The 25,004-nt window shown below is 71.2% G+C and carries 19 protein-coding genes; 13 read left to right on the plus strand and 6 right to left on the minus strand.

The window, feature by feature from the left end:
• Nucleotides 1–4: 4 nt before the first annotated feature.
• Genes AC5P09_RS14015 through AC5P09_RS14025 form a run of 3 tightly spaced genes read right to left on the minus strand, consistent with a single transcriptional unit; the run spans nt 5 to nt 2,818 of the window.
• Nucleotides 5–1,315 carry a coenzyme F420-0:L-glutamate ligase gene (locus AC5P09_RS14015; RefSeq protein WP_493874192.1) on the minus strand — a complete coding sequence of 437 codons (1,311 nt, stop codon included), beginning with the start codon at nt 1,313–1,315 and terminating at the stop codon, nt 5–7.
• The gene (gene cofD, locus AC5P09_RS14020) at nt 1,312–2,271 is read right to left on the minus strand and encodes a 2-phospho-L-lactate transferase (protein WP_493874193.1); all 960 of its coding nucleotides are present in this window, start codon (nt 2,269–2,271) and stop codon (nt 1,312–1,314) included. Before cofD ends, AC5P09_RS14015 begins: the two co-directional genes overlap by 4 nt.
• Nucleotides 2,272–2,305: 34 nt before the next feature.
• A complete protein-coding gene (locus AC5P09_RS14025) occupies nt 2,306–2,818 on the minus strand; it encodes a cysteine dioxygenase (RefSeq protein WP_493874194.1) in 513 nt (170 codons plus the stop codon).
• A gap of 672 nt (nt 2,819–3,490) precedes the next feature.
• Between AC5P09_RS14025 and AC5P09_RS14030 the strand changes: the two genes are divergently transcribed.
• The 3 genes from AC5P09_RS14030 to AC5P09_RS14040 all read left to right on the plus strand — a co-directional run bounded on the left by AC5P09_RS14030 (nt 3,491) and on the right by AC5P09_RS14040 (nt 9,130).
• On the plus strand, nt 3,491–3,754 hold the full coding sequence (locus tag AC5P09_RS14030; protein WP_010034659.1) for a WhiB family transcriptional regulator: 264 nt from the start codon (nt 3,491–3,493) through the stop codon (nt 3,752–3,754).
• A gap of 196 nt (nt 3,755–3,950) precedes the next feature.
• On the plus strand, nt 3,951–7,649 hold the full coding sequence (locus AC5P09_RS14035) for a glycosyltransferase family 2 protein (protein ID WP_493874195.1): 3,699 nt from the start codon (nt 3,951–3,953) through the stop codon (nt 7,647–7,649).
• Nucleotides 7,646–9,130 (plus strand): DUF5719 family protein, encoded by a 1,485-nt coding sequence (locus AC5P09_RS14040; protein WP_493874196.1) that lies wholly within the window; start codon nt 7,646–7,648, stop codon nt 9,128–9,130. The genes AC5P09_RS14035 and AC5P09_RS14040 overlap by 4 nt, the downstream gene beginning before the upstream one ends.
• Nucleotides 9,131–9,213: 83 nt before the next feature.
• On the opposite strand, the gene AC5P09_RS14045 is transcribed toward AC5P09_RS14040, so the two are convergent.
• On the minus strand, nt 9,214–9,663 hold the full coding sequence (locus AC5P09_RS14045; protein ID WP_493874214.1) for a metallopeptidase family protein: 450 nt from the start codon (nt 9,661–9,663) through the stop codon (nt 9,214–9,216).
• A gap of 344 nt (nt 9,664–10,007) precedes the next feature.
• Between AC5P09_RS14045 and AC5P09_RS14050 the strand changes: the two genes are divergently transcribed.
• The 7 genes from AC5P09_RS14050 (at nt 10,008) to AC5P09_RS14080 (ending at nt 17,457) form a co-directional block, all read left to right on the plus strand.
• A complete protein-coding gene (locus AC5P09_RS14050) occupies nt 10,008–10,382 on the plus strand; it encodes a DUF3499 domain-containing protein (RefSeq protein WP_266438682.1) in 375 nt (124 codons plus the stop codon).
• A gap of 161 nt (nt 10,383–10,543) precedes the next feature.
• Nucleotides 10,544–12,160: an L-lactate permease gene (locus AC5P09_RS14055; RefSeq protein ID WP_493874215.1), complete on the plus strand. Its 1,617-nt coding sequence runs from the start codon at nt 10,544–10,546 to the stop codon at nt 12,158–12,160.
• A gap of 119 nt (nt 12,161–12,279) precedes the next feature.
• Nucleotides 12,280–13,644 carry a phosphomannomutase/phosphoglucomutase gene (locus AC5P09_RS14060; RefSeq protein WP_493874197.1) on the plus strand — a complete coding sequence of 455 codons (1,365 nt, stop codon included), beginning with the start codon at nt 12,280–12,282 and terminating at the stop codon, nt 13,642–13,644.
• 143 nt (nt 13,645–13,787) lie between these two features.
• A complete protein-coding gene (locus AC5P09_RS14065; RefSeq protein ID WP_007382472.1) occupies nt 13,788–13,958 on the plus strand; it encodes a Trm112 family protein in 171 nt (56 codons plus the stop codon).
• A 64-nt stretch (nt 13,959–14,022) separates the two neighbouring features.
• Entirely contained in the window at nt 14,023–15,150 is a 1,128-nt protein-coding gene (locus tag AC5P09_RS14070) for an SIS domain-containing protein (RefSeq protein WP_493874198.1), read from the plus strand.
• 64 nt (nt 15,151–15,214) lie between these two features.
• On the plus strand, nt 15,215–16,366 hold the full coding sequence (gene manA / locus AC5P09_RS14075; RefSeq protein ID WP_493874199.1) for a mannose-6-phosphate isomerase, class I: 1,152 nt from the start codon (nt 15,215–15,217) through the stop codon (nt 16,364–16,366).
• A gap of 110 nt (nt 16,367–16,476) precedes the next feature.
• Nucleotides 16,477–17,457 carry a cation diffusion facilitator family transporter gene (locus AC5P09_RS14080; protein ID WP_493874200.1) on the plus strand — a complete coding sequence of 327 codons (981 nt, stop codon included), beginning with the start codon at nt 16,477–16,479 and terminating at the stop codon, nt 17,455–17,457.
• Nucleotides 17,458–17,537: 80 nt separating this feature from the next.
• Here AC5P09_RS14080 and AC5P09_RS14085 read toward each other — a convergent pair whose 3' ends face one another.
• The gene (locus AC5P09_RS14085; protein WP_493874201.1) at nt 17,538–19,610 is read right to left on the minus strand and encodes a fructose-specific PTS transporter subunit EIIC; all 2,073 of its coding nucleotides are present in this window, start codon (nt 19,608–19,610) and stop codon (nt 17,538–17,540) included.
• 469 nt (nt 19,611–20,079) lie between these two features.
• On the opposite strand from AC5P09_RS14085, the gene ahcY reads away from it, so the two are divergent.
• Together ahcY and AC5P09_RS14095 are read left to right on the plus strand one after the other, a co-directional pair.
• Nucleotides 20,080–21,537 (plus strand): adenosylhomocysteinase, encoded by a 1,458-nt coding sequence (gene ahcY / locus AC5P09_RS14090; RefSeq protein WP_493874202.1) that lies wholly within the window; start codon nt 20,080–20,082, stop codon nt 21,535–21,537.
• A gap of 156 nt (nt 21,538–21,693) precedes the next feature.
• On the plus strand, nt 21,694–22,308 hold the full coding sequence (locus AC5P09_RS14095) for a hypothetical protein (RefSeq protein WP_493874203.1): 615 nt from the start codon (nt 21,694–21,696) through the stop codon (nt 22,306–22,308).
• A 78-nt stretch (nt 22,309–22,386) separates the two neighbouring features.
• Here AC5P09_RS14095 and AC5P09_RS14100 read toward each other — a convergent pair whose 3' ends face one another.
• Nucleotides 22,387–23,475: an RDD family protein gene (locus AC5P09_RS14100; RefSeq protein ID WP_493874204.1), complete on the minus strand. Its 1,089-nt coding sequence runs from the start codon at nt 23,473–23,475 to the stop codon at nt 22,387–22,389.
• Nucleotides 23,476–23,608: 133 nt separating this feature from the next.
• Here AC5P09_RS14100 and AC5P09_RS14105 point away from each other — a divergent pair, with 133 nt between their 5' ends.
• Nucleotides 23,609–24,616, plus strand: a complete 1,008-nt coding sequence (locus tag AC5P09_RS14105) for a stage II sporulation protein M (RefSeq protein ID WP_493874205.1) — start codon at nt 23,609–23,611, stop codon at nt 24,614–24,616.
• Nucleotides 24,617–25,004: the final 388 nt, after the last annotated feature.

Raw genomic sequence — 25,004 nt, forward strand, 5'->3', positions numbered from 1 at the left:
AGGCTCACCGCACCTCGATGAACGCCCCGGCCTCCCGCTCCGGCCGAGCCCGAGGTTCCTCCGCCGGATGCCCCACCGCCACAGCCCCCATCGGATCCCATCCCTCCGGCAGCCCCAGCACGTCCCTGACCACGTCCCGGCAGAACATCGTGGACGACACCCACGCCGACCCCAGCCGCTCCCCGGCCAGCGCGACGAGGAAGTTCTGCACACCGGCCCCCGCGGCGACCACGAACATCTCCCGCTCGGCAGCGTCCCGCCGCGGATCGCCGTATGTGTGCGACCCGTCCATCACAAGGCAGGGCACCACCAGATACGGCGCCTTCCGCAGCACATCCCCCCGCCGCACCCGCTTGCCGATCGACTCCTCGCTCTTCCCGTCCCGCCGCAGATCCGCGACCCAGGCGTCGCGCATGGCGTCCAACAACTCGGTCCGCGCGGCCTGCGACTCCAGCAGCACGAACCGCCACGGCGTCGTGTGGTGCGGCGCCGGCGCGGTGACCGCCGCGGCCACGGCCCGCCGTACGGCGCCCGGGTCGACGGGCTCGTCGGTGAAGGCCCGTACGGTACGGCGCTGGGTGACCGCCTCCCGTACCGCCTCCGAGGTCCCCAGCCGGAACATGTCGTCGCGCGCACCGCGCACCATGGCCCGCGCCCCCTCCCCGTCCTCCGCGGCCACCACGTGCGACAGCCCGCGCACCACGGCCACGGGCAGCCCGGCGGCCTTGCCCTTGACCAGATCACCGGCCGCGGCCAGTTCGTCCGCCGTCGCGACGACCGTCGCGCTGAGCGGATTGCCGTACGCGTCCGTGCCCCCGCGCAGATCGTCCAGCACCCGCACGCCGGCGGCGCCGATCGCGACATCCGTGAGCCCCGTGCGCCAGGGCCGCCCGAACGTGTCCGTCACGACGACCCCGACATCGACCCCCAGGGCGTCCCGCAGCCCCTCCCGGATCGCCCGCGCGGACGCGTCCGGGTCCTCGGGCAGCAACAGCACGGTCCCGGAAGGGGTGTTGGAGGCGTCGACCCCGGCGGCGGCCATCACGAGCCCCTGCCGGTTCTCCACGATCCGCAGCGCACCGCGTCTCGCCACCACCCGCACGGTCTCGGCGTCGATCGCGGCCTCCCGGTCGGCCGCCTGGACGATCCGCCCCTCTGCCTTGGACACGATCTTGGAGGTGACGAGCAGCACGTCCCCGTCCGCCAGACCCGGCTCGGCGGCGGCGATCAGCTTGCCGAGATCGTCCCCCTGCTGCACCTCGGGCAGCCCGGGCACCGCCCAGACCCGAAAACCGTCGACAGGCACGCCGCTCAAATCGCCCGCACCTCCTCCGCCAGCGCCAGCGCCTCACGCGCCATCTGCGCGGCCGCGTCCACGTCGGTCATCATCAGCGGCACCGCACGGCACCGGATCCCGGCGGCCTCCACCCGCTCCACCACGCCCGCGTCCACGGTGTCGACCAGCCAGCCGTCCAGCAGACCCGAGCCGTAGTGCTCGGCGACCGCCGCGGCCGTCGACTCGACGCCCACCGCCGCGAGCACCTTGTCGGCCATCCCGCGCACGGGCGCGTCCCCGACGATCGGGGACAGCCCGACCACCGGCACTCCGGCATCGGCGATCGCCTCCCGGATGCCGGGCACGGCGAGGATGGTGCCGATGGACACGACCGGGTTGGACGGCGGGAACAGCACGATGTCCGCCTCGGCGATCGCCTCCAGGACACCCGGCGCCGGCTTCGACTGCTCCGCACCCACCGGCACGATCGCCTCGGTCGGCACGGAGGCCCGCAGCCGCACCCAGTACTCCTGGAAGTGGACCGCCTTGCGCTCCCCGTCGACCTCGACGGCGACATGCGTCTCGACCCGGTCGTCGGTCATGGGGATCAGCCGTACGCCCGGCTTCCACCGGTCGCACAGCGCCTCGGTCACTGCGCTCAGCGGATACCCGGCGCCGATCATCTGCGTCCGCACGATGTGCGTGGCGAAGTCCCGGTCGCCGAGCCCGAACCACTCGGGCCCGACGCCGTACGCCGCGAGCTCCTCCTTGAGGTGGAAGGTCTCCTCGGCACGCCCCCAGCCCTGCTCCTCGTTGATGCCCCCGCCGAGCGTGTACATCACCGTGTCGAGGTCCGGGCAGACCTTCAGCCCGAAGAGGTGGATGTCGTCCCCGGTGTTGCCGATGACCGTGACGTCCGCGTCCGGCGCGGCCTGCTTCAGACCGCGCAGGAACCGGGCACCACCGATGCCGCCTGCCAGAACCACAATGCGCATGGGAGCAAGTCTTACAGGCGGGTACGACAACGCGTCAGGCGGTTAGGACGTCCGCCTCGTCGTACGTGGCCGGGGCCGAGCACTGGGGCGCGTGCATCGGCATCTGGGTCAGGCCCGGGTAGTAGACGTGCAGGCTTATGGCCGGCTCCAGTGTGTCGTTGACCACCTCGTGCACATACCCCGGCGCGAACACTCGCTGAGCCCCCGCCTCCAACGCGCGCGTGCCCCGCCCGGTCCGCTCGGTCAGCGTTCCGTCGAGCACGGTCAGGACACCGGAGGAGCGGCCGTGGTCGTGCGGTCCGCTGCCCTGTCCGGGCACCCAGGACAGCAGCCAGACCTCGTAGCCGGGGCCGGTACGCAGCCGGTGGTACCAGCGGGTGGTCGCGTCGTACTGGACAAGGTGCTCCCACTGGGCGCGGTCGGCCGCGATGGAGCGGGCCAGCCCGACGAACTCGGCGACGGTGGCCGGGTGCTCGCGCGGGGGCTGGAGCAGGTGCGGGACTTCGAGGATGTCGCCGGCGATCTGGAGGTCGCTGTCGCTGTTCATGGAGTGCGGTGTTCCTCGGCGGAAGAGTGTGGGGGATGGCTGGGTGTCACGTACCGTCCGCCCGGGTCGCGGGGGACAGAGATGCCCTGGTCCGGGCGGGGGGAACAAGCAGCCGAGTCGCGGTGGACTCAGAGGCAGCCGGAGCGCGCTTGGCTCAACAGCCGGGACAGCAACAACAGCTACAGCGAGCGCGGGCAGCACCGAGGGACCCGGCGGAGCGGGTCGAGGTGAGTGCCAAGTTCGCGAGCATGCCCACAAGGACAGCGGCTCACACCTCCACTGTCAACTCGACGCCCGGTATGTGGGACATGTTTCACCTCATCCGGTTCATCTCCCAGGTGAAAGGTTTGTTCATGTGCCCACCGGGACACATGGCGCACAACCGGGCGCACGGTCCTCGGAACGAGATCGAACTCCTGGGCGTCCTTCTCCGTACAGGCCCCAGGCGCGGTGCGGGAACGGAGTCCCTCAAGGGTCCCGTCTGCTTGTCAAGGTTTATGCCGATTTGAACACTTTCCGCTAGGCCTTGGTTCCGCAGAGTGAATAAGGGGCCCAATAGCAGATCTCGGCTTGACTCGCCCGGAGCAGCACACTTGTAATTTCACTCGTGTCGTTCAGCCGAAATCGGTACGGCTACATCACGGGGACGCGAAAGACAGACGAGGGGCGCACATGACCGAGACGGTGCAGCAACTGCTGGTCGACGACGCGGACGAGGAACTCGGCTGGCAGGAGCGCGCGCTGTGCGCCCAGACCGACCCCGAGTCCTTCTTCCCCGAGAAGGGTGGCTCCACCCGCGAGGCCAAGAAGGTCTGCCTCGCCTGTGAGGTCCGCTCCGAGTGCCTCGAGTACGCCCTCGCCAACGACGAACGCTTCGGCATCTGGGGCGGCCTGTCCGAGCGCGAGCGCCGCAGACTGAAGAAGGCGGCGGTCTGAGCCGAGGGGGCATGCCTCGAGTCCGCACACATATACGTCACGTACGTCACGAACGGCCCGTCGCAGGTGGGTTATCCACAGGCGGCGGGCCGTCGCCATGCCCAGCCGATAGTGTGGGCGCTCGTCCGAGACGCCCCGCTGCCCCCTCGGGGCACAGGCGTCCACCTCAGTCCACCGAACCGGGGCCCGTACCTCGATGTCCGTGCACAGCCACACGGCAGCCCAGCAAGACACCGCTGCCACAGCAGTGTTTGACCCGGCCCGCCCGCCCGAGTTCCCACGTCATGTGGTGACCGCGGTCCTCGTCTCCCACGACGGCGCCCGCTGGCTGCCCGACGCCCTCGCCGGGCTGCTCGGCCAGGAGCGCCCCGTCCAGTTCGCCATGGGCGCCGACACCGGCAGCGCGGACGACTCCGCCCAGCTGGTCACCGACGTCCTCGGCGCCGACCGCGTACTGCACCTCGCCCGGCGCACCGGCTTCGGCCAGGCCGTCGAGGAGGCGGGCCGCACGGCCCCCGTCCTCACTCCGGACGAGCTGCCGTACCTGAAGCGGCCCAGCGGCTGGGACCCCGTCACCCGCAGCTGGCGCGACGACGCCTACGACATGCCGGAGCTCCCGCACGGAGAGCCGGTGCAGTGGCTGTGGCTGCTGCACGACGACTGCGCCCCCGAACCCGACGCCCTGGCCCAGCTGCTGCGGGTCGTGGAGACCGAGTACGAACTGGGCCGGGACGACGTGGCCGTGGTGGGCCCCAAGCTCCGCGGCTGGTACGACCGCCGGCAGCTGCTGGAGGTCGGCGTCAGCATCGCCCACTCCGGCCGCCGCTGGACCGGCATCGACCGCCGCGAACAGGACCAGGGCCAGCACGACCACGTCCGGCCGGTGCTGTCCGTGTCCACCGCCGGCATGCTGATCCGGCGCGACATTTTCGAGCAGCTCGGCGGCTTCGACCGCCGTCTGCCGCTGATGCGCGACGACGTCGACCTGTGCTGGCGCGCGCACGCGGCCGGCTACCGCGTCCTGATCGCCCCGGAGGCCGTCGTACGGCACGCGGAGGCGGCCTCCCGCGAGCGCCGCACCGTCGACTGCGCGGGCCGCACCACCGCCTCCCCGCACAAGGTCGACAAGGCCGGCGCCGTCTACACCCTGCTCGTCAACACGCGTACGGCCGTGCTGCCCTGGGTGCTGGTGCGCCTCGTCCTCGGCACCCTCCTGCGGACCGTCGCCTACCTCGTCGGCAAGGTCCCCGGACAGGCCGTCGACGAGATCCGAGGCCTCCTGGGCACCCTGCTGCGGCCCGAGCGGATCCTCGCCGGGCGCCGCAGGCGCGGCCGTCCGGCCGTCGACAAGGAAGAGATGCGGCCGCTCTTCCCGCCGCCGGGCGCGACCGTCCGCGCCACGGTCGAGCAGGCCGCGAGCAGCCTCTTCGGCAGCTCCGACCCCGAGGCGACCTCAGGAGCCGGCCGGCACGGCGGCGCGGTCGAGTCCGGGCCCGGCGGCGACGACGCCGACTTCCTCGAGGTCGAGCAGTTCGTCCGCCTCAAGCGCATCGCCCGCAAGCCCGGCCCGGTGCTCTTCCTGGTCCTGCTGCTGGTCTCCCTGGTCGCCTGCCGCGCCCTCCTCGGCGGCGGCGCGCTCGCGGGCGGCGCCCTGCTGCCCGCCCCGGCCGACTCGAGCGAGCTGTGGTCGCGCTATCTCGACGCCTGGCACGCGGTGGACGCCGGCGGCACCCCGTCCGCACCGCCGTACCTCGCGCTCGTCGCGATGTTCGCCTCCGTGCTGTTCGGCTCGACCGGCCTCGCGGTCACGGTCCTGCTGGTCTGCTCGGTGCCGCTGGCCGGTTTCGCCGCCTACTTCGCCTCCCGCCCGCTCGTCGAGTCGCGCCTCCTGCGCGCGTGGGCGGCCGTCGTCTACGCCTTCCTGCCCGCCGCCACCGGCGCCCTCGCCGGTGGCCGCATCGGCACCGCCGTCCTGGCCATCCTGCTGCCGCTCATGGCGCGCGCGGGCGTCGCGGCCAGCGGCCTGGCGCACAGCTCGGGCGCGCGTGGCAGCTGGCGCGCCACCTGGGCGTACGCCCTGCTGCTGACCATCACCACGGCGTTCACGCCGATCGTGTGGCCCATCGCGCTCATCCTCGGCATCGGCCTGCTGGCCGTGCGCCGCACCGAGATCACCGTCTACGGTCTGCGCTTCGTGGCCCAGCTCGGCACGCCCCTGCTGATCCTCGCCCCGTGGTCGCTGTCCCTCCTCCCGTTCGGGTTCTTCCAGGAAGCCGGCCTGGAGTACGGCGCCTCGGCCGCCTCCGCCCTCGACCTCCTCGGCATCAGCCCCGGTGGTCCCGGCACGGTCAGCGGGCTGATGCTCATCGGCATCGTCCTGGCCGCGCTGGCCGCCCTGCTGCGCTCCGGGCGGCAGTTCGGGATCTGGACGGCCTGGGCCGCCGCCCTCGTGGGCCTCGTCTTCGCGGTTGTGTCCAACGCCTCCACCTGGGCCGGCCCCGCGACCCTCGTCTACGGCCTCGCCCTCCTCGCCGCCGCCGTCCTCGGTGCCGACGGGGCACGCGCGCGCGTGGCAGAGCAGAGCTTCTGCTGGCGCCAGCCGGTCGCCGCGCTGATCGCCTTCGCCTCGGCCGCGGGCCCGCTGCTCGTCGCCGCCGGCTGGATGATCGGCGGCGCCGACGGCCCGCTGGAGCGCCGGGACCCGGTGCAGGTGCCCGCGTTCGTCGCCGAGGAGAGCGGCACCCGCGACCAGGCCCGCACCCTCGTCCTCGACAGCGACTCCGCCGCCCACGTCGGCTACATGCTGGTGCGCGGCTCCGGCGCCCGTCTCGGCGACGCCGAACTGACCGCGGCCGACGGCGAGAACAGCAGCCTCGACAAGATCGTCGCCAACCTCGTGGCCGGCTCCGGCGCCGACCAGGCCGACCAGCTCGGCAAGTTCGCCGTGCGCTACGTCCTCGTCCACAAGGGCGCGCCCCGCGAGGTCACCCCCGTCCTGGACGCCACCCCCGGCCTGTCCCGGCTCAGCCAGCAGGACGGCAGCGGGCTGTGGCGGGTCGACCAGGAGGTCGCGCGCGCCACCATCGTTCCCAAGTCGGGCACTCCGCAGCCCGTCGCCGCCGGCCCCGTCGAGATCCACACCACGATCCCGTCCGGCGCCGAAGGCCGCGTCCTGCGTCTCGCCGACACCGCCGCCGAAGGCTGGACGGCCACCCTGGACGGCAAGCCGCTCACCCGCACCACGCTCGACGGCTGGGCCCAGGGCTTCCAACTCCCCGCCTCCGGCGGGAAGCTGGACGTCACCTTCGACGCCCCGATCACCCACACCGCCTGGCTGTGGACCCAGGGCGCCCTCGCCGTCGTCCTGGTCGTGCTGGCCCTGCCCGGCCGCCGCCGCGACGTCGACGACGACCTCCCCGAGGAGCCGGCCGTCCCCGCCCAGGCCGTCGCCGGCGAGGGCCGCCGAGCCCGCCGCCTGCGCGCCCAGGCCGAGGCCGAGGCCGAAGAGGGCGGCCAGTCCGGCGAGTTCCCGCCTCCTCCTCCGGGGGTCCCCGCCGGCGTCCCGCAGCAGCAGTCCTACGGAGAGTGGGACACCCCGAATTACGCGGGCGCCGAGTACGGCGGCGGCTACGGCGAGCAGTACCAGGGAGCCCAGCAGCAGTACCCGCAGGGCTACGACCAGCAGCAGCCCTACCAGGCGGACCCGTACCAGGGCGGCCAGTACGACCCGTACGCGTACGGCGGCCAGTCCCAGCAGGCCCCGTACGACCAGGGTTACGGCCGGCCGTACGACCAGCAGGGCTACGACGACCAGGGCTACGACCCGGCGTACGACCCGAACGCGCCGCACCCGCACGGCAACGGCAGTGAGCGCCCCGACGGGAGTCAGCAGTGAACCGCACCACCCTGTCCCTGATCGCCGGCACCACCGCGCTCGCCGCCGTCACCGGCTTCGCCGTGCTCACCACACCGGACGCCGCCGGCACGGACACCGCCCGGGCGGCCGCCGTACTGCCCGTGGAGCGCACCAGCCTGCTGTGCCCGTCACCCAGCATCTCCGACCTCGCGGACACGACGTACACCTCGTACACGCCCGTCACCAAGGGCACGGGGAGCGACGGCAAGGCCGAACTCCGGTCCGCCACGGAGCAGTCGGCGGAGGGCGAGGGGAAGAAGAAGGCCGACAAGCCGGTCCTGACGCCGAAGGAGCCCGGCACCCCGGTCACCGGGGACACCTCCGGCGGCGACTCTCCCGCACTCGTCGGCACCGCCGAGGGCAAGTTCGCGCCCGGCTGGGCCGTCCAGGAGACCACCGAGGTCGCCGCGGGCACCGGCCGTGGTCTCCAGGGCGTCAACTGCACCGCACCGGACACGGAGTTCTGGTTCCCGGGCGCCAGCACGGCCGCCGACCGCACCGACTACGTGCACCTGACCAACCCCGACGACTCCGCGGCCGTCGTCGACATCGAGCTCTACGGCAAGGACGGGGCCCTGGAGTCCACGGTGGGGGAGGGCATCACCATCCAGCCGCACTCCAGCGAGCCGGTCCTGCTGTCCACGCTCACGGACGAGAAGCAGGAGAACCTCACCGTCCATGTGAACGTCCGCAGCGGACGCGTGGGCGCCGCGGTACAGGCGCTGGACGACAAGCTCGGCGGCGACTGGCTGGCCGCGTCCACCGACCCGACGGGCAGCCTCGTCCTGCCGGGCATCCCCAAGGACGCCACCGCGGTGCGCCTGGTCGCCTTCACCCCCGGCGACTCCGACGCGGACCTGAAGGTGGCGCTCTCCTCGCCGACGGGTCAGATCACTCCGGCCGGCAACGAGACGCTGCACGTCAAGGCGGGCATGACCACCGCGGTCGACCTCGGCGACCTCACCCGCGGCGAGGCCGGCTCCCTGATCCTGACCCCCACCGACCAGTCCGTGCCGGTGGTCGCCGCGCTGCGGGTCGTACGCGGCAAGGGGTCGAAGCAGGAGACGGCGTTCATCCCCGCCACCCGACCGGTCGGCACGCGTGCGACGTCCGCCGACAACAGCGCCAAGGGCACGACCCTCTCACTGGTCGCACCCGGCCGGGCGGCGGAGGTCAAGGTCACCGCGTCGGCGGGCAGCGACGGCGGTACGGCCGTCACGAAGACGTACACGATCAAGGCGGGCACCACCGAGAACGTCGAGGCACCGACCCCGAGCGGCGGGAAGGGCACGTACGCCCTGACGGTCGAGCCGGTCTCCGGCGGCCCGGTCTACGCGGCGCGGATGCTGGCGGCCACGGAGGACGGCGTGCCGGGCTTCACCATCCAGACACTCCCTGACGACCGGGGAACGGTGGCGGTACCGGAGGCGGACCAGGACCTGTCGGTGCTGCAGAAGTAGGGCGGGCCGCGGAAGCGGGGGCGGTCAGCGCGATGCGGAGCAGTGCGCATGCCGAGCAGTGCGCATGCGGATCAGCGGGAGGTTCAGTCCTCGCCGTACCGCGGATCCACCGTCTCGGGAGTCAGCCCCAGCAGCTCGGCGACCTGCTCGACCACGATCTCGTGCACGAGGGCGGCCCGCTCGTCCCGCGCTTTCGTGCGAATCTCCACCGGGCGCCGGTACACGATCACCCGGGCAGGCCGGCCGTCCCGGGAGGGAATCGTGCCGCCCAGAGGAACGGCCTCGTCGTTCCAGACCTCCCCGGGAGCTTCCAGCCGCGGTACCTCGAGCACCAGGAAATCGATGTCGGCCAGCTGCGGCCACCGCCGCTCCAGACGCTCCACGGAGTCCTGCACCAGGTCCGCGAACGCCTCGGCACGGCTCGCCGCGAGCGGCACCTGCGGAGGCGCGATCGGCCCGCGCATGCCCCGACCGTGGCGATCACGACGGCGGGGCCCGGGTCCGGCGGCACGAGGCGGTACGGGGTTGTCCATCACTGGTGAAGCGTAGTCCCCGCCGGGCCCGGGTGCCCGACGCCCACGCGGCGGCGCGGACCGCTTCCGTGCATCCCGGGCGGCATGTCGGCAGTTGACCATTCCAGCCAAGGTTGGGCTCGATTCCGTATCCCTCCAAGACCGTCGATCTCAAGGCAATTGACATGGTTTGTGCCGGGTGGTGACCGCTTCCAGAACCGTCCGGCCTTTCGGACGCGTCTGTCGTCGCAGGTCAGCGAGGTGGGGCTGAAGGGGCATGTGGGGCGTTTCACACCACGACACGGTGGAGTGACCTCGGGGGGAGTCGTCGCGGCCCGCTCAAGAGTGCGGTACCGTCCAACGTCGTGAGCCCTGTACGTCGCTGTTCGCGCACCGCTTGCGGCCGTCCCGCCGTCGCGACGCTGACGTACGTCTACGCCGACTCGACTGCGGTCCTCGGCCCGCTCGCCACCTACGCCGAACCCCACTGCTACGACCTGTGCGCCGAGCACTCCGAGCGCCTCACCGCCCCGCGCGGCTGGGAGGTCGTCCGCCTCGTCGACGGCTCGGCTCCGGCCCGGCCGAGCGGCGACGACCTGGAAGCGCTTGCCAACGCCGTGCGTGAGGCGGCCCGTCCGCAGGAGCGGGCGGCCGGGGCCGGTGGCGGCGGGCGAGGGGCGGACCCGATGGAGGTCGCGCGCCGCGGCCATCTCCGGGTCCTGCGCTCCCCGGACAACTGACCTTCTCCGCCCCCTCCTTGGGCAGGCACGTTCCGCCTTCTCGTGAACGCGCGTTTCCCCGAGTGATGCACGCCCATTGACGGGCGGTTGTTGCGGACACGACCATTCCAGTTACGTCGAAACGAGAAATCGCTTTCCGCATGACGGAATCGAGGGCTCCCGTGTACGTCCAGGAACTGGAACCCGTCGCCGGCTCACTCGGCCTGTCCGCCCTGGTGGCCGCCCTACCCCTGGTGATCGTCCTGGTCCTGCTCGGCGGCGTCCGTATGAAGGCGCACCTGGCGGGCCTCACCGGCCTCCTGGCGGCCGCTCTGGTCGCCTGGCTCGCGTACGGCATGCCGCTGGGCCAGACGGTCTCCAGCGCCGCCCAGGGAGCGGTCTTCGGCCTCTTCCCCATCCTGTGGATCGTCGTCAACGCCCTCTGGGTGTACCGGATGACGGTCCGCACCCGGCACTTCGACATCCTGCGCCGCTCCTTCGGACGGCTGTCGGACGACCCGCGCATCCAGGCCCTCGTGGTCGCCTTCTGCTTCGGCGCCCTCCTGGAGGCCCTCGCCGGCTTCGGCGCGCCCGTCGCCATCTGCTCGGTCATGCTCGTGGCGCTCGGCTTCGACCCGGTGCGCGCCGCTGTCGTCGCCCTGGTCGCCAACACCGCGCCGGTCGCCTTCGGCGCGATGGGCACACCGGTCGTGACCCTCGCCCAGGTCACCGAGCTGCCCCTGGACACCGTGGCGTCCGTGGTGGGCCGTCAGACGCCGCTGCTGGCCCTCGTCGTGCCGCTGGTGCTGGTCTGGCTGGTGGACGGGCGGCGCGGGCTGCGCGAGACCTGGGTGCCCGCCCTGGTGTGCGGAATCGCCTTCGCCATAGCCCAGTTCGCCGCCTCCAACTACGTCTCCGCGCAACTCGCCGACATCGGCGCCGCCTTGGCCGGCGCGGGCGCCCTGGTCGCCGTACCGCACGCGCGCAGGCCCGCCGCCGAGCCCGTACGCGCGGCCGTGCTCACCGGCGCACGCAGCGAGGACCTGGACGAGGACGACCCGCACCGCGAAGTCCTGCGCGCCTACGCCCCGTACGGGCTGATCGTCGTGATCTTCTCCGTCGCCCAGATCCCGGCGATCAAGGACTGGCTGGCCAAGGCGACACAGACGTACGACTGGCCCTTCCTGAACGTCGTGAACGCGGACGGCGACCCGGTCGGCGCGAACGTCTTCATGTGGCCCATCGTGTCCACGGGCGGCACGCTCGTGCTGCTCGCGGGCCTCCTCACGGCGGTCGTTCTCGGTGTGCACGCGCGCGTGGCGGCCAGAGAATGGGCCGCCACGGTGTACGAGTTGAGGTTCGCGATCCTCACCGTGACGTCCGTCCTGGCCCTCGCCTACGTCATGAACCTCTCCGGACAGGCCGCCACCATCGGCCACTTCGTGGCGGCGGCCGGCGCGGGGCTGGCCTTCCTCTCCCCGGTCCTCGGCTGGTTCGGCGTGGCCGTCTCCGGCTCGGACACCTCGGCCAACGCGCTCTTCGGAGCGCTGCAGGTGACCGCGGCCCGCGAGTCCGGCCTGTCGCCCGAACTCCTGGCAGCCGCCAACAGTTCGGGCGGCGTCCTCGGCAAGATGATCTCGCCGCAGAACCTCACCATCGCCTGCGCGGCCGTGGGCCTCGCCGGCCGCGAGGGGGACCTGCTGCGCAAGGTCCTGCCCTGGAGCATCGGGCTGCTGCTGGTGATGTGTCTGATCGTGGTCGGGCAGAGTTCGCCGGTGCTGGGCTGGATGCTGCCCTGACGGCATCATTCCGCTTCTGACCTGAGGTTACGGCTGGGAGTCACTCAGGTACCGCACCGTCCACTGTCAGTGGTTGCGGGTAGTTTGTGGTGACCAGAGGACTTTCAGAAGGGGTGGCCGTGGCCGCTGATCTCTCCCAGCTCGTGAAGGCGTACGACGTGCGCGGTGTCGTTCCGGACCAGTGGGACGAGCCGCTCGCCGAGCTCTTCGGGGCCGCGTTCGTCCAGGTGACCGGCGCGAGCGCGATCGTGACCGGACACGACATGCGGCCCTCGTCGCCCGGGCTGTCGGCCGCCTTCGCGCGCGGAGCCGCGGCCCGCGGTGTGGACGTCACCGAGATCGGCCTGTGCTCGACCGACCAGCTGTACTACGCATCGGGCTCGCTGAACCTGCCGGGCGCGATGTTCACCGCCTCGCACAACCCGGCCCAGTACAACGGCATCAAGATGTGCCGCGCCGGCGCCGCCCCGGTCGGCCAGGACACCGGCCTCGCCGAGGTCCGCGCACTGGTCGAGGAGTGGAGCGAGACGGGCGGCCCCGAACCGGCCGCGACGACGGGAACGATCACGCGGCGGGACACCCTGGGGGACTACGCGGCCTACCTCCGCGCCCTCGTCGACCTGACTTCTGTCCGCCCCCTGAAGGTCATCGTCGACGCGGGCAACGGCATGGGAGGCCACACCGTCCCGACGGTCTTCGAGGGCCTGCCCCTGGACCTCGTGCCCATGTACTTCGAGCTGGACGGCACCTTCCCCAACCACGAGGCCAACCCCCTGGACCCGGCCAACCTCGTGGACCTCCAACAGCGCGTCCGCGAGGAGAGCGCCGACCTCGGCATCGCCTTCGACGGCGACGCCGACCGCTGCTTCGTCGTCGACGAGAACGGCGACCCGGTCTCCCCTTCCGCGATCACGGCCCTGGTGGCCTCCCGCGAACTCGCCAAGCACGGCGGCAAGGGCACGGTCATCCACAACCTGATCACCTCCTGGTCGGTGCCGGAGGTCGTCAAGGAGAACGGCGGCACACCGGTACGCACACGCGTGGGCCACTCCTTCATCAAGGCCGAGATGGCCAGGACCGGCGCGATATTCGGCGGCGAACACTCCGCGCACTACTACTTCGCGGACTTCTGGAACGCCGACACGGGCATGCTCGCCGCCCTGCACGTCCTCGCCGCCCTCGGCGGCCAGGACGGCACCCTCTCCGCCCTCGTCGCCCAGTACGACCGCTACGCCGACTCCGGCGAGATCAACTCCACGGTCGACGACCAGACCGCCCGCCTGGCCGCCGTCAGGGCCGCGTACGAGGGCCAGGACGGCGTCACCCTGGACGAACTGGACGGCCTCACCATCACCGCCGCCGACTGGTGGTTCAACGTCCGCCCCTCCAACACGGAGCCGCTGCTGCGCCTGAACGCGGAGGCGAGGGAAGAGGCCGTGATGGCGAAGGTGCGGGACGAGGTACTGGGGATCATCCGGGGCTGAGCTTCGGCCGGGGTGCAGCTATGGCCCGCACAGCCGCACCCCGGCCCGGCCCAACCCCGCCACCCCACCCCTCCCGGCGGTAACCTGACCAGGCACATCCGCACAGGCACACGTACCAGCGCATCCCCGAAGGGACACACCCCATGCCGCTCGAAGCCGGCCTCCTGGAGATCCTCGCCTGCCCGGCCTGCCACGCCCCCCTCAAGGAGCAGGACACCGAGCTGATCTGCACCGGCCAGGACTGCGGCCTGGCGTACCCCGTCCGCGACGGCATCCCCGTCCTCCTCGTCGACGAGGCCCGCCGCCCCGCGTAAGCGACGACCTGGCGACCCGGAGACCCGCGAACCCGACGACCCGGCGACCGGAGGCTGCCCGCCCATGCTCGACGAATCGCTGCTCGACACCCCCGAGGCACTCTCGGAGGCCGACCACCGCGGCCTGCTCCGCGGCGCCGCCGAAGCAGGCGCCCGCGTCCGCACCGCCGCCCGCCACGCCGCCGAGGCCGGCGTGGGCGACCTCAAACCCGACGGCCGCCCCCGCGCCGTCCTCATCGCGGGCCCCGGCGCCGCCGCCACCCACGCCGCCGACCTCCTCGGCACGCTCGCCGGAGCCGGCAGCCCCGTCACCCGCCTGGCCCCCTCCGGCGTCGCGCCCGCCGCGGGCGCCATGCGCTGGGAGCTGCCTGGCTGGGCCGGCTCCGTGGACCTGCTGCTGATCGCGACCCCCGACGGCAGCGAGCCGGGCCTGTCCCTGCTCGCCGAACAGGCCTACCGCCGCGGCTGCAGCGTCGTCGCCGTGGCCCCGCCCCGCTCCCCGCTCGCCGAGGCGGTCGACGGCGCCCACGGCCTCTTCGTACCGATGGCGACCGCCCCGTACGACCAGGACGAACCCCTCGCCGCCTCCGCCCCCGGCGTGCTGTGGGCGCTGCTCACCCCGCTCCTCGCGCTCCTGGACCGCACCGGCCTGCTCGCCGCCCCGCCCGACGCCCTGGAGAAGGTCGCCGACCGCCTCGACCGGATCGCCGAGCGCTGCGGGCCCGCCATCGCGACCTACAGCAACCCGGCCAAGACCCTGGCCGCCGAGCTCGCCGACGCCCTCCCGGTCATCTGGACCGAGGGCACCTCCGCGGGCCCCGCCGGCCGTCGGTTCGCCGCCGCGCTCGCCGAGCTGTCCGGCGCCCCGGCCGTCGTCGCCGAACTGCCCGAGGCACTCGCCGCGCACAGCGCCCTGCTCGCGGGCCCGCTCGCCGCGAGCGCCGACCCGAACGACTTCTTCCGCGACCGCGTCGAGGAGCCGCCCGCCCTGCACGCGCGCGTGGTGCTCCTCCGCGACCGCCCGATCGGCGGCCTCACCGCCGCCCCCGCCGCCCGTGACCTGGCCCTCAGCCACGACACGCCGATCAGCGAACTGGAGCCGGAGTCCGGCGACGAACTGGAGACCCTCGCGGAACTGATCGCCGTCACCGATTTCGCCGCCGTTTACCTGGCGCTCGCTTCGAGAGCCTGATCTGGTCCCGCGCCTTGTGACCAGCGCCCGCCGAGCAGCGTACGTACGGAGACAGAGACACAGCATGGACCGCCTCGACAACACCGTCCGCCCCTACGCCTGGGGTTCCACCACAGCGATCCCGAAGCTGCTCGGCACCGACCCGACCGGCGAACCGCAGGCGGAGATGTGGATGGGCGCCCACCCGGGCGCCCCCTCGCGCACCGCCCGCGGCACGCTCGTCGACGTCATCGAGGCCGCCCCCGAGCGCGAACTGGGCGAGCAGGCCGTGGCCAAGTTCGGCCCCCGCCTGCCCTTCCTCCTCAAGATCCTCGCCGCCGGCGCCCCGCTCTCCCTCCAGGTGCACCCCAACCTCGCCCAGGCCAAGGAGGGGTACGAGGACGAGGAGCGCCGCGGCATCCCCGTGGACGCCGGCCACCGCAACTACAAGGACGCCAACCACAAGCCCGAACTCCTCTGCGCCCTCACCGAGTTCGACGGCCTGTGCGGCTTCCGCACCCCGGCCGAGGCCGCCGACCTCCTCGACGGCCTCGGCGTCGACTCCCTCAAGCCGTACGTCGACCTCCTGCACGCCCAGCCGGAGGAGGCCGCCCTGCGCGAGGTCCTCACCGCGATCCTCACCGCCGACCGCGAGGAAATGGCCCGCACGGTCCACGAGGCCGCGGCCGCCTGCACCCGCCTCGGCGGCGACTTCGCGCCCTACGCCGACATCGCCCACCACTACCCGGGCGACCCCGGAGTCATCGCCGCGATGCTCCTCAACCACGTCCGACTCCAGCCCGGCGAGGCCCTGTTCCTCGGCGCCGGCATCCCGCACGCCTACCTGAGCGGCCTCGGCGTCGAGATCATGGCCAACTCCGACAACGTCCTGCGCTGCGGACTGACCCCCAAGCACGTCGACGTCCCCGAACTCCTGCGCATCGTCCGCTTCGAGGCCGGCGACCCGGGCGTGCTGCGCCCGGAGGCGTCCCCCGACGGCGAAGAGGTCTACGAGACCCCGATCGACGAGTTCCGGCTCTCCCGGTACGTCCTCCCGGAGGGCGCCGCCACCCACGACCTCACCCGTGCTACCCCGCAGATCCTGCTCTGCGCGGCAGGCACGGTCCAGGCGGGCGAGCATGAACTGACCCCCGGTCAGTCGGTCTTCGTCCCCGCCGGGGAACAAACCGAAGTGTCCGGGAACGGCACGGTCTTCCGGGCGACCGTCGTCGTCTGAAGCGACCACTTGGTGCCCTGGCACGCTGGAGCCCTGCCGGGCTGCAACAATGGCGCACCGCAAAGGACGGGCAAAGCCCGGGACGGCGTACGAAGGGACAACGCGAACACATGAGCGCGTCAGGCGGCACCAAGGCGATCGTGGCGGCACTCGTCGCCAACCTCGCGATCGCGGTAGCGAAGTTCGTGGCGTTCATCTTCAGTGGATCGTCATCGATGCTCGCCGAGTCCGTGCACTCACTCGCGGACTCCGGCAACCAGGCCCTGCTGCTCGTCGGCGGCAAGAAGGCCCAGCGCGAGGCCACCCCGCAACACCCCTTCGGCTACGGCCGCGAGCGGTACATCTACGCCTTCCTCGTCTCGATCGTCCTCTTCTCGGTCGGCGGCATGTTCGCGATCTACGAGGGCTACGAGAAGATCAAGCACCCCCACGAGATCGACCACTGGTACTGGCCGGTGGGCGTCCTGGTGTTCGCGATCATCGCGGAGACGTTCTCCTTCCGGACGGCCATCAAGGAGTCCAACCCCCTGCGCGGCCAGCGGTCGTGGAAGGACTTCGTCCGCCACGCCAAGGCCCCCGAGCTGCCCGTCGTGCTCCTGGAGGACCTGGGCGCCCTGGTCGGCCTGATCCTGGCGCTGGTCGGCGTCAGCATCGCCCTGGCGACCGGCGACGGCGTCTGGGACGGCATCGGCACCCTCTGCATCGGCATCCTGCTCATCCTCATCGCACTCGTCCTGGCCGCCGAGACCAAGTCCCTGCTGCTCGGTGAGTCCGCGGGCATCGAGGAGGTCCGGAAGATCGAGGCCGCGATCGTCGACGGCGACACCGTCACCGCCATCATCCACATGCGCACGCTCCACCTCGGCCCCGAGGAACTCCTGGTCGCCGCCAAGATCGCCGTACAGCACGACGACACGGCCACCAAGATCGCCACCGCCATCAACGCCGCCGAGTCCCGCATCCGCGAGGCGGTCCCCCTCGCCTGCGTCATCTACCTCGAACCGGACATCTACAGCGAGACCGAGGCCGCCAAGGGCGCCGACCCCGAGGCCACCCCGGGCGGCCCGACACCGCACGACGCCGGCCACTGATTTCTCGTACGTCCGTCCAGTCCGCCTGTGTCGTACGGCAACGGGGTCCACCGAGTCGCTCGGTGGACCCCGTTGTGCGCCTACCGGATCTCGCCGAGTACGCCGAGCACCGCGGCCTCGTCCGCGGCGGTCGTCAGCCGCTCCCGGAACCCGGCGTCCGTCAACTTCCGCGACAGCAGCGCCAGAATCCGCAGATGCTCGTCACCCGCGGCCGCCTCCGGTACGGCGATCATGAAGACGAGCTTGGCCTTCGTCCCGTCCAGCGAGCCCCACTCGACCCCCTCGACGGACCGCGCGAACCCGACCACGGGTGCGGTCACCGCGTCCGTCTTGGCATGCGGAATCGCGATCTCCTCGCCCAGCCCGGTCGTGCCCTGCTCCTCGCGCCGCAACGCCGTCCGCACGAGCTCGTCCCCGTCCGCCACCTTGCCGCTGCGCGCGAGCAGCCCCGCCATCTCCCGGATGGCGGCCTCCTTGTCACGCGCGTCGAGCGAGACCTTCACGGTCCGCTCGGTGAGGTAACCGGAGAGGACCGCGTCACGGCCGTCGGCTTCACCCGACGCCGTCTCTGTGGCAGATGCGCTCGCGCCCGCCGCCGCACCCCCGACAGCGGCCTGCCGCGCTACGACGGCCCCCGCGCCCACCCCGACCAACGCGGGCTCGGCTCCCACCGGGCCCCCGCCGACGACGGACACCCCCCGCCGCTTCCGCTCACTGATGTCGACCAGCGCGACCGTCGTCAACGCCGTTACCACCGTGCCGATCACCACGGCCACGAAGAACATCGGCACCCCGCTCACCGCGCCCAGCACCGCCACGATCGGCCCGCCGTGCGGCACCGCGTCCTCGACCCCGGCCTGCCCGGCGATCGCACCTGCCACCGCGCCGCCCAGCATGTTCGCCGGGATGACCTGCGCGGGCCGCGCCGCCGCGAACGGGATCGCGCCCTCGGAGATGCCGAAGCAGCCCATGAACAGCGAGGCGAGCCCCGTCTCCCGCTCCTGCTCGGTGTACAGCCGCTTCCGTATCAGCGTGGCCAGGCCCTGCCCCAGCGGCATCACCGGGATCGCGGCCGCGCACATGCCCATGACCGTCTGGTTGCCGGTCGCGATGAGCCCGGCGCCGAAGAGGAACGCCGTCTTGTTGACCGGCCCGCCCATGTCGAAGGCGATCATGAGCCCGAGAATCGCGCCCAACAGGATCGCGCTCGTGCCCGTCATCCCGCTGAGCCAGTCGGTCAGATGCTCGAAGACCCAGGAGATCGGCTCCCCGATGACGTAGATGAAGAACAGCCCGAGCGCCGTGGTCGCCACGATCGGTATCACGATGATCGGCATGATCGGCTGCACGAACTTCGGGACCCTGACCTTCTTGATCCACAGCACCAGATACCCGGCGAGAAACCCGGTCACGATCGCCCCGATGAAGCCGGCGCCCGCCTTCGAGTCGTACAGCGACCCGGTGTTGGCGATCCAGCCACCGATCATGCCCGGCACGAGCGCGGGCCGGTCCCCGATGGCGTAGGCGATGTATCCGGACAGGATCGGCACCATCAGCGTGAAGCCGATGACGCCGATGTTGTTCACGTCCATCCAGAAGGAGTCCTTCGGGATGACGAGACCCCCGGAGGGATCGGTGTGCCCGCCGAGCGACAGCGAGACGGCGATCAGCAACCCGCCGACCACCACGAACGGAATCATGTAACTGACTCCGTTCATCAGCGCCTTGTACCCGACGCTCCGCTCCTTGCCGCCGCTCTCGGAGGCAGGCTTGATCGAGCCACCCTCGGTGTGCACCGGCGCCGACCGCACCCGCTCGATCAGCCGCTCGGGGTGGTGAATGCCCTCCGCCACCCCGACGGTGAGGACCCGCTTGCCCACGAAACGGCTCAGGTCCACGTCCTTGTCCGCGGCGACGATGACACCGTCCGCAGTTCTGACATCGTTGTCACCTAGTACGTTTTCGGCCCCGATAGACCCTTGCGTCTCCACCTTCATGTCGATACCGCGGCTCTCGGCGGCCTGCGCGAGTCTCTCCGCCGCCATGTACGTGTGTGCGATGCCGGTCGGACACGCGGTCACCGCGAGCAGCTTCAACTGCCTGCGCTCGCCATCGCCGCTGCCCGTGGGGGGAGGGCCGGCCGGACTGGTCACGTCGATCTCCTAACGCCTTTGTCACACGGAACGCCGTCCCGGACGCCCCGCGGGATCGATCAGAGGTTCCGATCTCCCCGCATCCTCCAACACCCGCACCCAGGCTCAAAGGCCCGAAAGTCCCCTATCCTCCAGGTCTGTTGCACGACGTCCTCCCGTTCGTAGGTGTCCTGTTATCGCCGTACGGCCGCGCACCACCGATCCCGACGACACCTCGTGTTCGGCGCGATGTGTTCGGAGGCGGACTGGGGACGGCCGGGCCCACCGGTGTAGCTTGGGTGGGAGCCAGACGTCGCTGCTGATGGCGGTCGGGCGGTCCCTCCACGGACCGACCGAGGGAGAGAGGGCCTCCGACGGACTGCGCTGCGCGCACGCGGGCATGCCTGTGTCCTCCTTCGGGGCACCCCTGTGTCCGCCGCCGCGCAGACCAGCCGTACCCACCTCGACCCAAACTCCAGGAGCAGCTCGTATGACGACTGTCGACAACCGACAGGACTTCAAGGTCGCCGACCTCTCCCTGGCCGAGTTCGGCCGCAAGGAGATCACCCTCGCCGAGCATGAGATGCCCGGCCTGATGTCGATCCGCAAGGAATACGCCGAGGCGCAGCCCCTGGCCGGCGCTCGTGTCACCGGCTCCCTGCACATGACCGTCCAGACCGCGGTCCTCATCGAGACCCTGGTCGCCCTGGGCGCCGAGGTCCGCTGGGCCTCCTGCAACATCTTCTCCACCCAGGACCACGCGGCCGCCGCCATCGCCGTCGGTCCGAACGGCACGCCCGACAACCCGCAGGGCGTTCCGGTCTTCGCCTGGAAGGGCGAGACCCTGGAGGAGTACTGGTGGTGCACGGAGCAGGCGCTGACCTGGCCGAACACCCCCACCGGCGGCCCGAACATGATCCTGGACGACGGCGGCGACGCCACGATGCTCGTCCACAAGGGCGTCGAGTACGAGAAGGACGGCAAGGTCCCGGACGTCGAGACCGCCGAGTCCGAGGAGCACGGGGTGTTCCTCCAGCTGCTGACCCGCACGGTGGCTGAGAGTCCGCAGAAGTGGACTCAGGTCGCCTCCGAGATCCGCGGCGTGACCGAGGAGACCACGACCGGTGTCCACCGTCTGTACGAGATGCAGCGCGACGGCACCCTCCTGTTCCCGGCGATCAACGTCAACGACGCCGTCACCAAGTCGAAGTTCGACAACAAGTACGGCTGCCGCCACTCCCTGATCGACGGCATCAACCGCGCCACCGACGTCCTCATCGGCGGCAAGACCGCGGTCGTCTTCGGCTACGGCGACGTGGGCAAGGGCTGCGCGGAGTCCCTGCGCGGACAGGGCGCCCGCGTCATCATCACCGAGATCGACCCGATCTGCGCCCTCCAGGCGGCGATGGACGGCTACCAGGTCACGACCCTCGACGAGGTCGTCGACAAGGCCGACATCTTCATCACCACGACCGGCAACAAGGACATCATCATGGCCTCGGACATGGCCAAGATGAAGCACCAGGCGATCATCGGCAACATCGGCCACTTCGACAACGAGATCGACATGGCCGGCCTCGCCAAGATCCCCGGAATCGTCAAGGACGAGGTCAAGCCGCAGGTTCACACCTGGAAGTTCCCCGACGGCAAGGTGCTCATCGTCCTCTCCGAGGGCCGCCTGCTGAACCTGGGCAACGCCACCGGCCACCCGTCCTTCGTGATGTCCAACTCCTTCGCGGACCAGACCCTGGCCCAGATCGAGCTGTTCACCAAGCCCGACGAGTACCCGACCGGCGTCTACGTGCTGCCCAAGCACCTCGACGAGAAGGTCGCCCGCCTCCACCTGGACGCGCTCGGCGTGAAGCTGACCACGCTCCGCCCGGAGCAGGCGGCGTACATCGGCGTCGAGGTCGAGGGCCCGTACAAGTCGGACCACTACCGCTACTGAGCCGGCACCCCGGCTCGCGACGAGCACGTCCGTGCACTGACGCGCTCCCGCAACAGCAGGTCCTCCGAGGCAGGCCCCCGCACCCCCGTGCCGGGGGCCTGCCCCTTTGGCCAATGAGGCCGGACCAGCCCGTCAAGCCCCAGGACCAGGACCCCCATGCCCCGCGGCCGCTATTCGCTCCACGATCCGCACGATCACACCCCCCTCGCAGAAGAGCACTTCCACTGCGCCCCTGGCCCCTCCGGCTGGCGCTACGTCTCTCAACTGACCGCCCCCTCGGGCGATCACAGTGGCTCCGTCGACCTCACCCTCGACGAACTCGGCCGCCCGATCCGCCTCGAACTGCAGGCCGCGAGCTGGCAGGTCCGCGGTGCCGCCCTCGACGGCGTCACCTGGGTCCGCACGGACCCCACCGGAACCCATGCCACAGAAGGCAACGTCCCCGCCCACGCCTTCACCGGCACATCCCCCGCATTCCTCGTCGCCACCACCCGTCTCCTCCGCCTCACCCCCTCCACCACAGCAACCCGGGTACGCCTCGTCGCCTTCACGGACCCGGTCCTCGCACCGCGCACCGTGGACCAGTCCTGGGCCCTGCTGAAAAGAGAAGCACACACCACTGACAACGGCCCTCTGACCGTGGACGAATACCAGGTCACAGCCCTGGACACGGGGGAGCAGCACACCGTTCACATCGCCGGCGACGTGGTGCTCGCGGCACCCGGAATCGAGCTGGAGGATCTCGAATCCCCGCCGTCGGCGTTCGCCTGAGCGGCGACGCGAGCCGCACGTGCGGAGGCCGGGAGCCCGCCGAGCGAATACGGCACTCCCCGCAGCCACCCCACCGGGTCAGGCAGGCGGTACGAACCCAGTGCCGGGACGATCAGCAGCCGTCGTCTCGCGCGACGGCACCACAGGCTGACTCGGCTGCACCGGAGTCTCCGGTTTGCCGCCGATCCGGCCCTCCGCTTGAACACCCGTCGGAACCACAGCGTCCGCGCCTCCTGCCGGAGTGGTCCACGCGCTCTGTGCGGCGGGCTGAGCAGAGGCCCCCGCAGGCTGCACAGCCGGAGGCCCGTACCCACCCGGCGCACCAGCTCCCTGCGGCGCACTCCCGCCCGGCACACCACCACTGCCGGGCCAGCCACCCGCGTACCCGTCACCGACCGGCGCAGCGCCCACCGCCGCCCTAGCGCCGAATGCCCGCCGAGCCTCCCGAGACTGCCGCTCCTGCACGACCGCCGCCAGGTACGCGGCCGGCGGCACGTCCGGCGGCGCCGGAGCCCCCGTACGAGCCGTGAGATCAGCGGCGAGCCGCTCCGCCATGGCCCAACCGACCTGCGGATCCAACTGCTGCATCCGCGTCAGATACTGGCGGATCGCAAGCCACAGGCCATCCGGGACCGCCGAAAGATCAAGCGCCGAGAAACGCCCGGCCAGCCAGGGCGGAGGCGGCGGCACGAAGCCTGTCCGCGTGGCCGGCACCCGTTCCCGTACGACGAGAGTTCCCGCGAACACGTCACCGAGCCGGCGCCCGCGCTCCGAGACGAGCGACGCGATACAGGCGACGACTCCGAACGTCATCAGAATCTCGACCGCACCGATCGCTCCCCGCACCAGCGCATGCCGGAACCGGATCGGCCCGCCGTCGTCCCGCACCACCCGCAGCCCGCACGCCAGCTTCCCGAGCGAACGTCCATGGCTGAGCGTCTCGACTGCGATCGGCGCACCGACCAGTACGAGAAGGAACGCCGCGATCGACAAAGCGACCTGTGCCGCCTCGTCCAGGGAAGCGGTGGAAGCCACCAGAGCGATGGTCACCACGATGTAGGCCGTCACAGCCACGGCCAGATCGATCAGCACGGCCAACGCCCTGCTGGGCAACTTCGCGGGGCGCAACTCAAGCGCCACCGCCTCGCCCGTCACCAGATCACTCACGTCTGTCCGCCGTCCTTCCCCTGGCCTGCCCCGAGAATGGCCAGTCTGCCAAGCTGAGGGCGCATCGCGTCGCAGTACGACAAGCTGACCTCACGACGAACCGCCGACGACCAGCCGAGGAGCAGGCAGACCGATGGACCTCGACGTCTTCGTCACCGCCCACCGGGCCGAGTGGGATCGCCTCGACGCGCTGCTTCGACGCCAGCGCCGTCTCACGGGCGCCGAGGCCGACGAACTCGTCGCCCTCTACCAACGCACCGCCACGCACCTCTCCCTGATCCAGTCCAGTGCTCCCGACCCGCAGCTGACCGGCAGGCTGAGCCAACTGGTGGCACGCGCGCGTAGTGCCGTGACAGGCACCCGTCGCGCCTCCTGGCGCGACGTCACCCGTTTCCTGGCGCACGGCTTCCCCGCCGCGGTCTACAGGTCGCGCCACTGGTGGGTACCTACGGCGCTTCTGTCCACGGTCGTAGCGGCCCTCCTGGGCTGGTGGATCGGCACTCACCCGGAAGTACAGGCATCCATCGCGGCTCCCACCGAACTGCGCGAGCTGACCCGCCCCGGTGGCCAGTACGAGTCGTACTACTCGACCCACCCCGCGGCCTCCTTCGCCGCCCAGGTCTGGACGAACAACGCCCAGGCCGCGGCGATGTGCCTGGTCCTGGGTGTCTTCCTGGGCCTACCGGTCCTCTGGATCCTCTTCCAGAACATGCTCAACCTCGGCGTCGGCTTCGGCCTGATGTCCTCGGCCGGCCGCCTTGACACCTTCCTCGGCCTCGTCCTCCCACACGGCCTCCTCGAACTCACCGCCGTCTTCGTCGCGGCCGGCACAGGCCTGCGCCTCGGCTGGACGGTGATCGACCCCGGCCCGCGCTCCCGACGCTCGGCCCTGGCGGAGGAGGGCCGAGCCGCCGTAGGCATGGCGATAGGTCTCGCGCTCGTCCTCTTCATCTCGGGCGCGATCGAAGGCTTCGTCACCCCCTCCGGCCTGCCCACCTGGGCTCGCATCGGTATCGGCATCGCGGCCGAGTCGGCCTTCCTCGTGTACGTCTACGTTCTGGGTGCCCGTGCGGCCCGCGCCGGCGACACCGGCGACGTCGAGGCAGCCGAGCGCAGCGCCACGGTGCCGACGGCCGCCTGATGTGCGTCGGCCCTCGCTGAGCTGCTACTGTCTCCTTCGCCCCACAGGAGCCGTTGACACGGAGCCGACGGGGAGGTAGATTCAAACAGTTGTCTGGAGCCCGGCATCCATCGGGTTCGGCGACAGTGACAAATCTGTCTGGCTTCAAGAAACGTTGATTTCAAAGAAGCCCCCTTCCCATTAAGTCGGAAACGAACGGCCGGTCAGACCGGCCGAAAACTTCTGATAATGTTGGGAGCGCCGGAAAGGGAAACGCGAGAGCGGGAACCTGGAAAGCACCGAGGAAATCGGATCGGGAAGATCTGGTAGAGTCGGAAACGCAAGACCGAAGGGAAGCGCCCGGAGGAAAGCCCGAGAGGGTGAGTACAAAGGAAGCGTCCGTTCCTTG

It is taken from the genome of Streptomyces sp. a15 (assembly GCF_059026085.1).

Bases quoted from the DNA above. Each gene is read 5' to 3' on its own strand.
- cofD (WP_493874193.1), bottom strand. From the start codon at position 2,271: ATGCGCATTGTGGTTCTGGCAGGCGGCATCGGTGGTGCCCGGTTCCTG.
- AC5P09_RS14025 (WP_493874194.1), bottom strand. From the start codon at position 2,818: ATGAACAGCGACAGCGACCTCCAGATCGCCGGCGACATCCTCGAAGTC.
- AC5P09_RS14030 (WP_010034659.1), top strand. From the start codon at position 3,491: ATGACCGAGACGGTGCAGCAACTGCTGGTCGACGACGCGGACGAGGAA.
- AC5P09_RS14035 (WP_493874195.1), top strand. From the start codon at position 3,951: ATGTCCGTGCACAGCCACACGGCAGCCCAGCAAGACACCGCTGCCACA.
- AC5P09_RS14045 (WP_493874214.1), bottom strand. From the start codon at position 9,663: ATGGACAACCCCGTACCGCCTCGTGCCGCCGGACCCGGGCCCCGCCGT.
- AC5P09_RS14065 (WP_007382472.1), top strand. From the start codon at position 13,788: ATGCCGCTCGAAGCCGGCCTCCTGGAGATCCTCGCCTGCCCGGCCTGC.
- AC5P09_RS14070 (WP_493874198.1), top strand. From the start codon at position 14,023: ATGCTCGACGAATCGCTGCTCGACACCCCCGAGGCACTCTCGGAGGCC.
- manA (WP_493874199.1), top strand. From the start codon at position 15,215: ATGGACCGCCTCGACAACACCGTCCGCCCCTACGCCTGGGGTTCCACC.
- AC5P09_RS14080 (WP_493874200.1), top strand. From the start codon at position 16,477: ATGAGCGCGTCAGGCGGCACCAAGGCGATCGTGGCGGCACTCGTCGCC.
- ahcY (WP_493874202.1), top strand. From the start codon at position 20,080: ATGACGACTGTCGACAACCGACAGGACTTCAAGGTCGCCGACCTCTCC.
- AC5P09_RS14095 (WP_493874203.1), top strand. From the start codon at position 21,694: ATGCCCCGCGGCCGCTATTCGCTCCACGATCCGCACGATCACACCCCC.
- AC5P09_RS14105 (WP_493874205.1), top strand. From the start codon at position 23,609: ATGGACCTCGACGTCTTCGTCACCGCCCACCGGGCCGAGTGGGATCGC.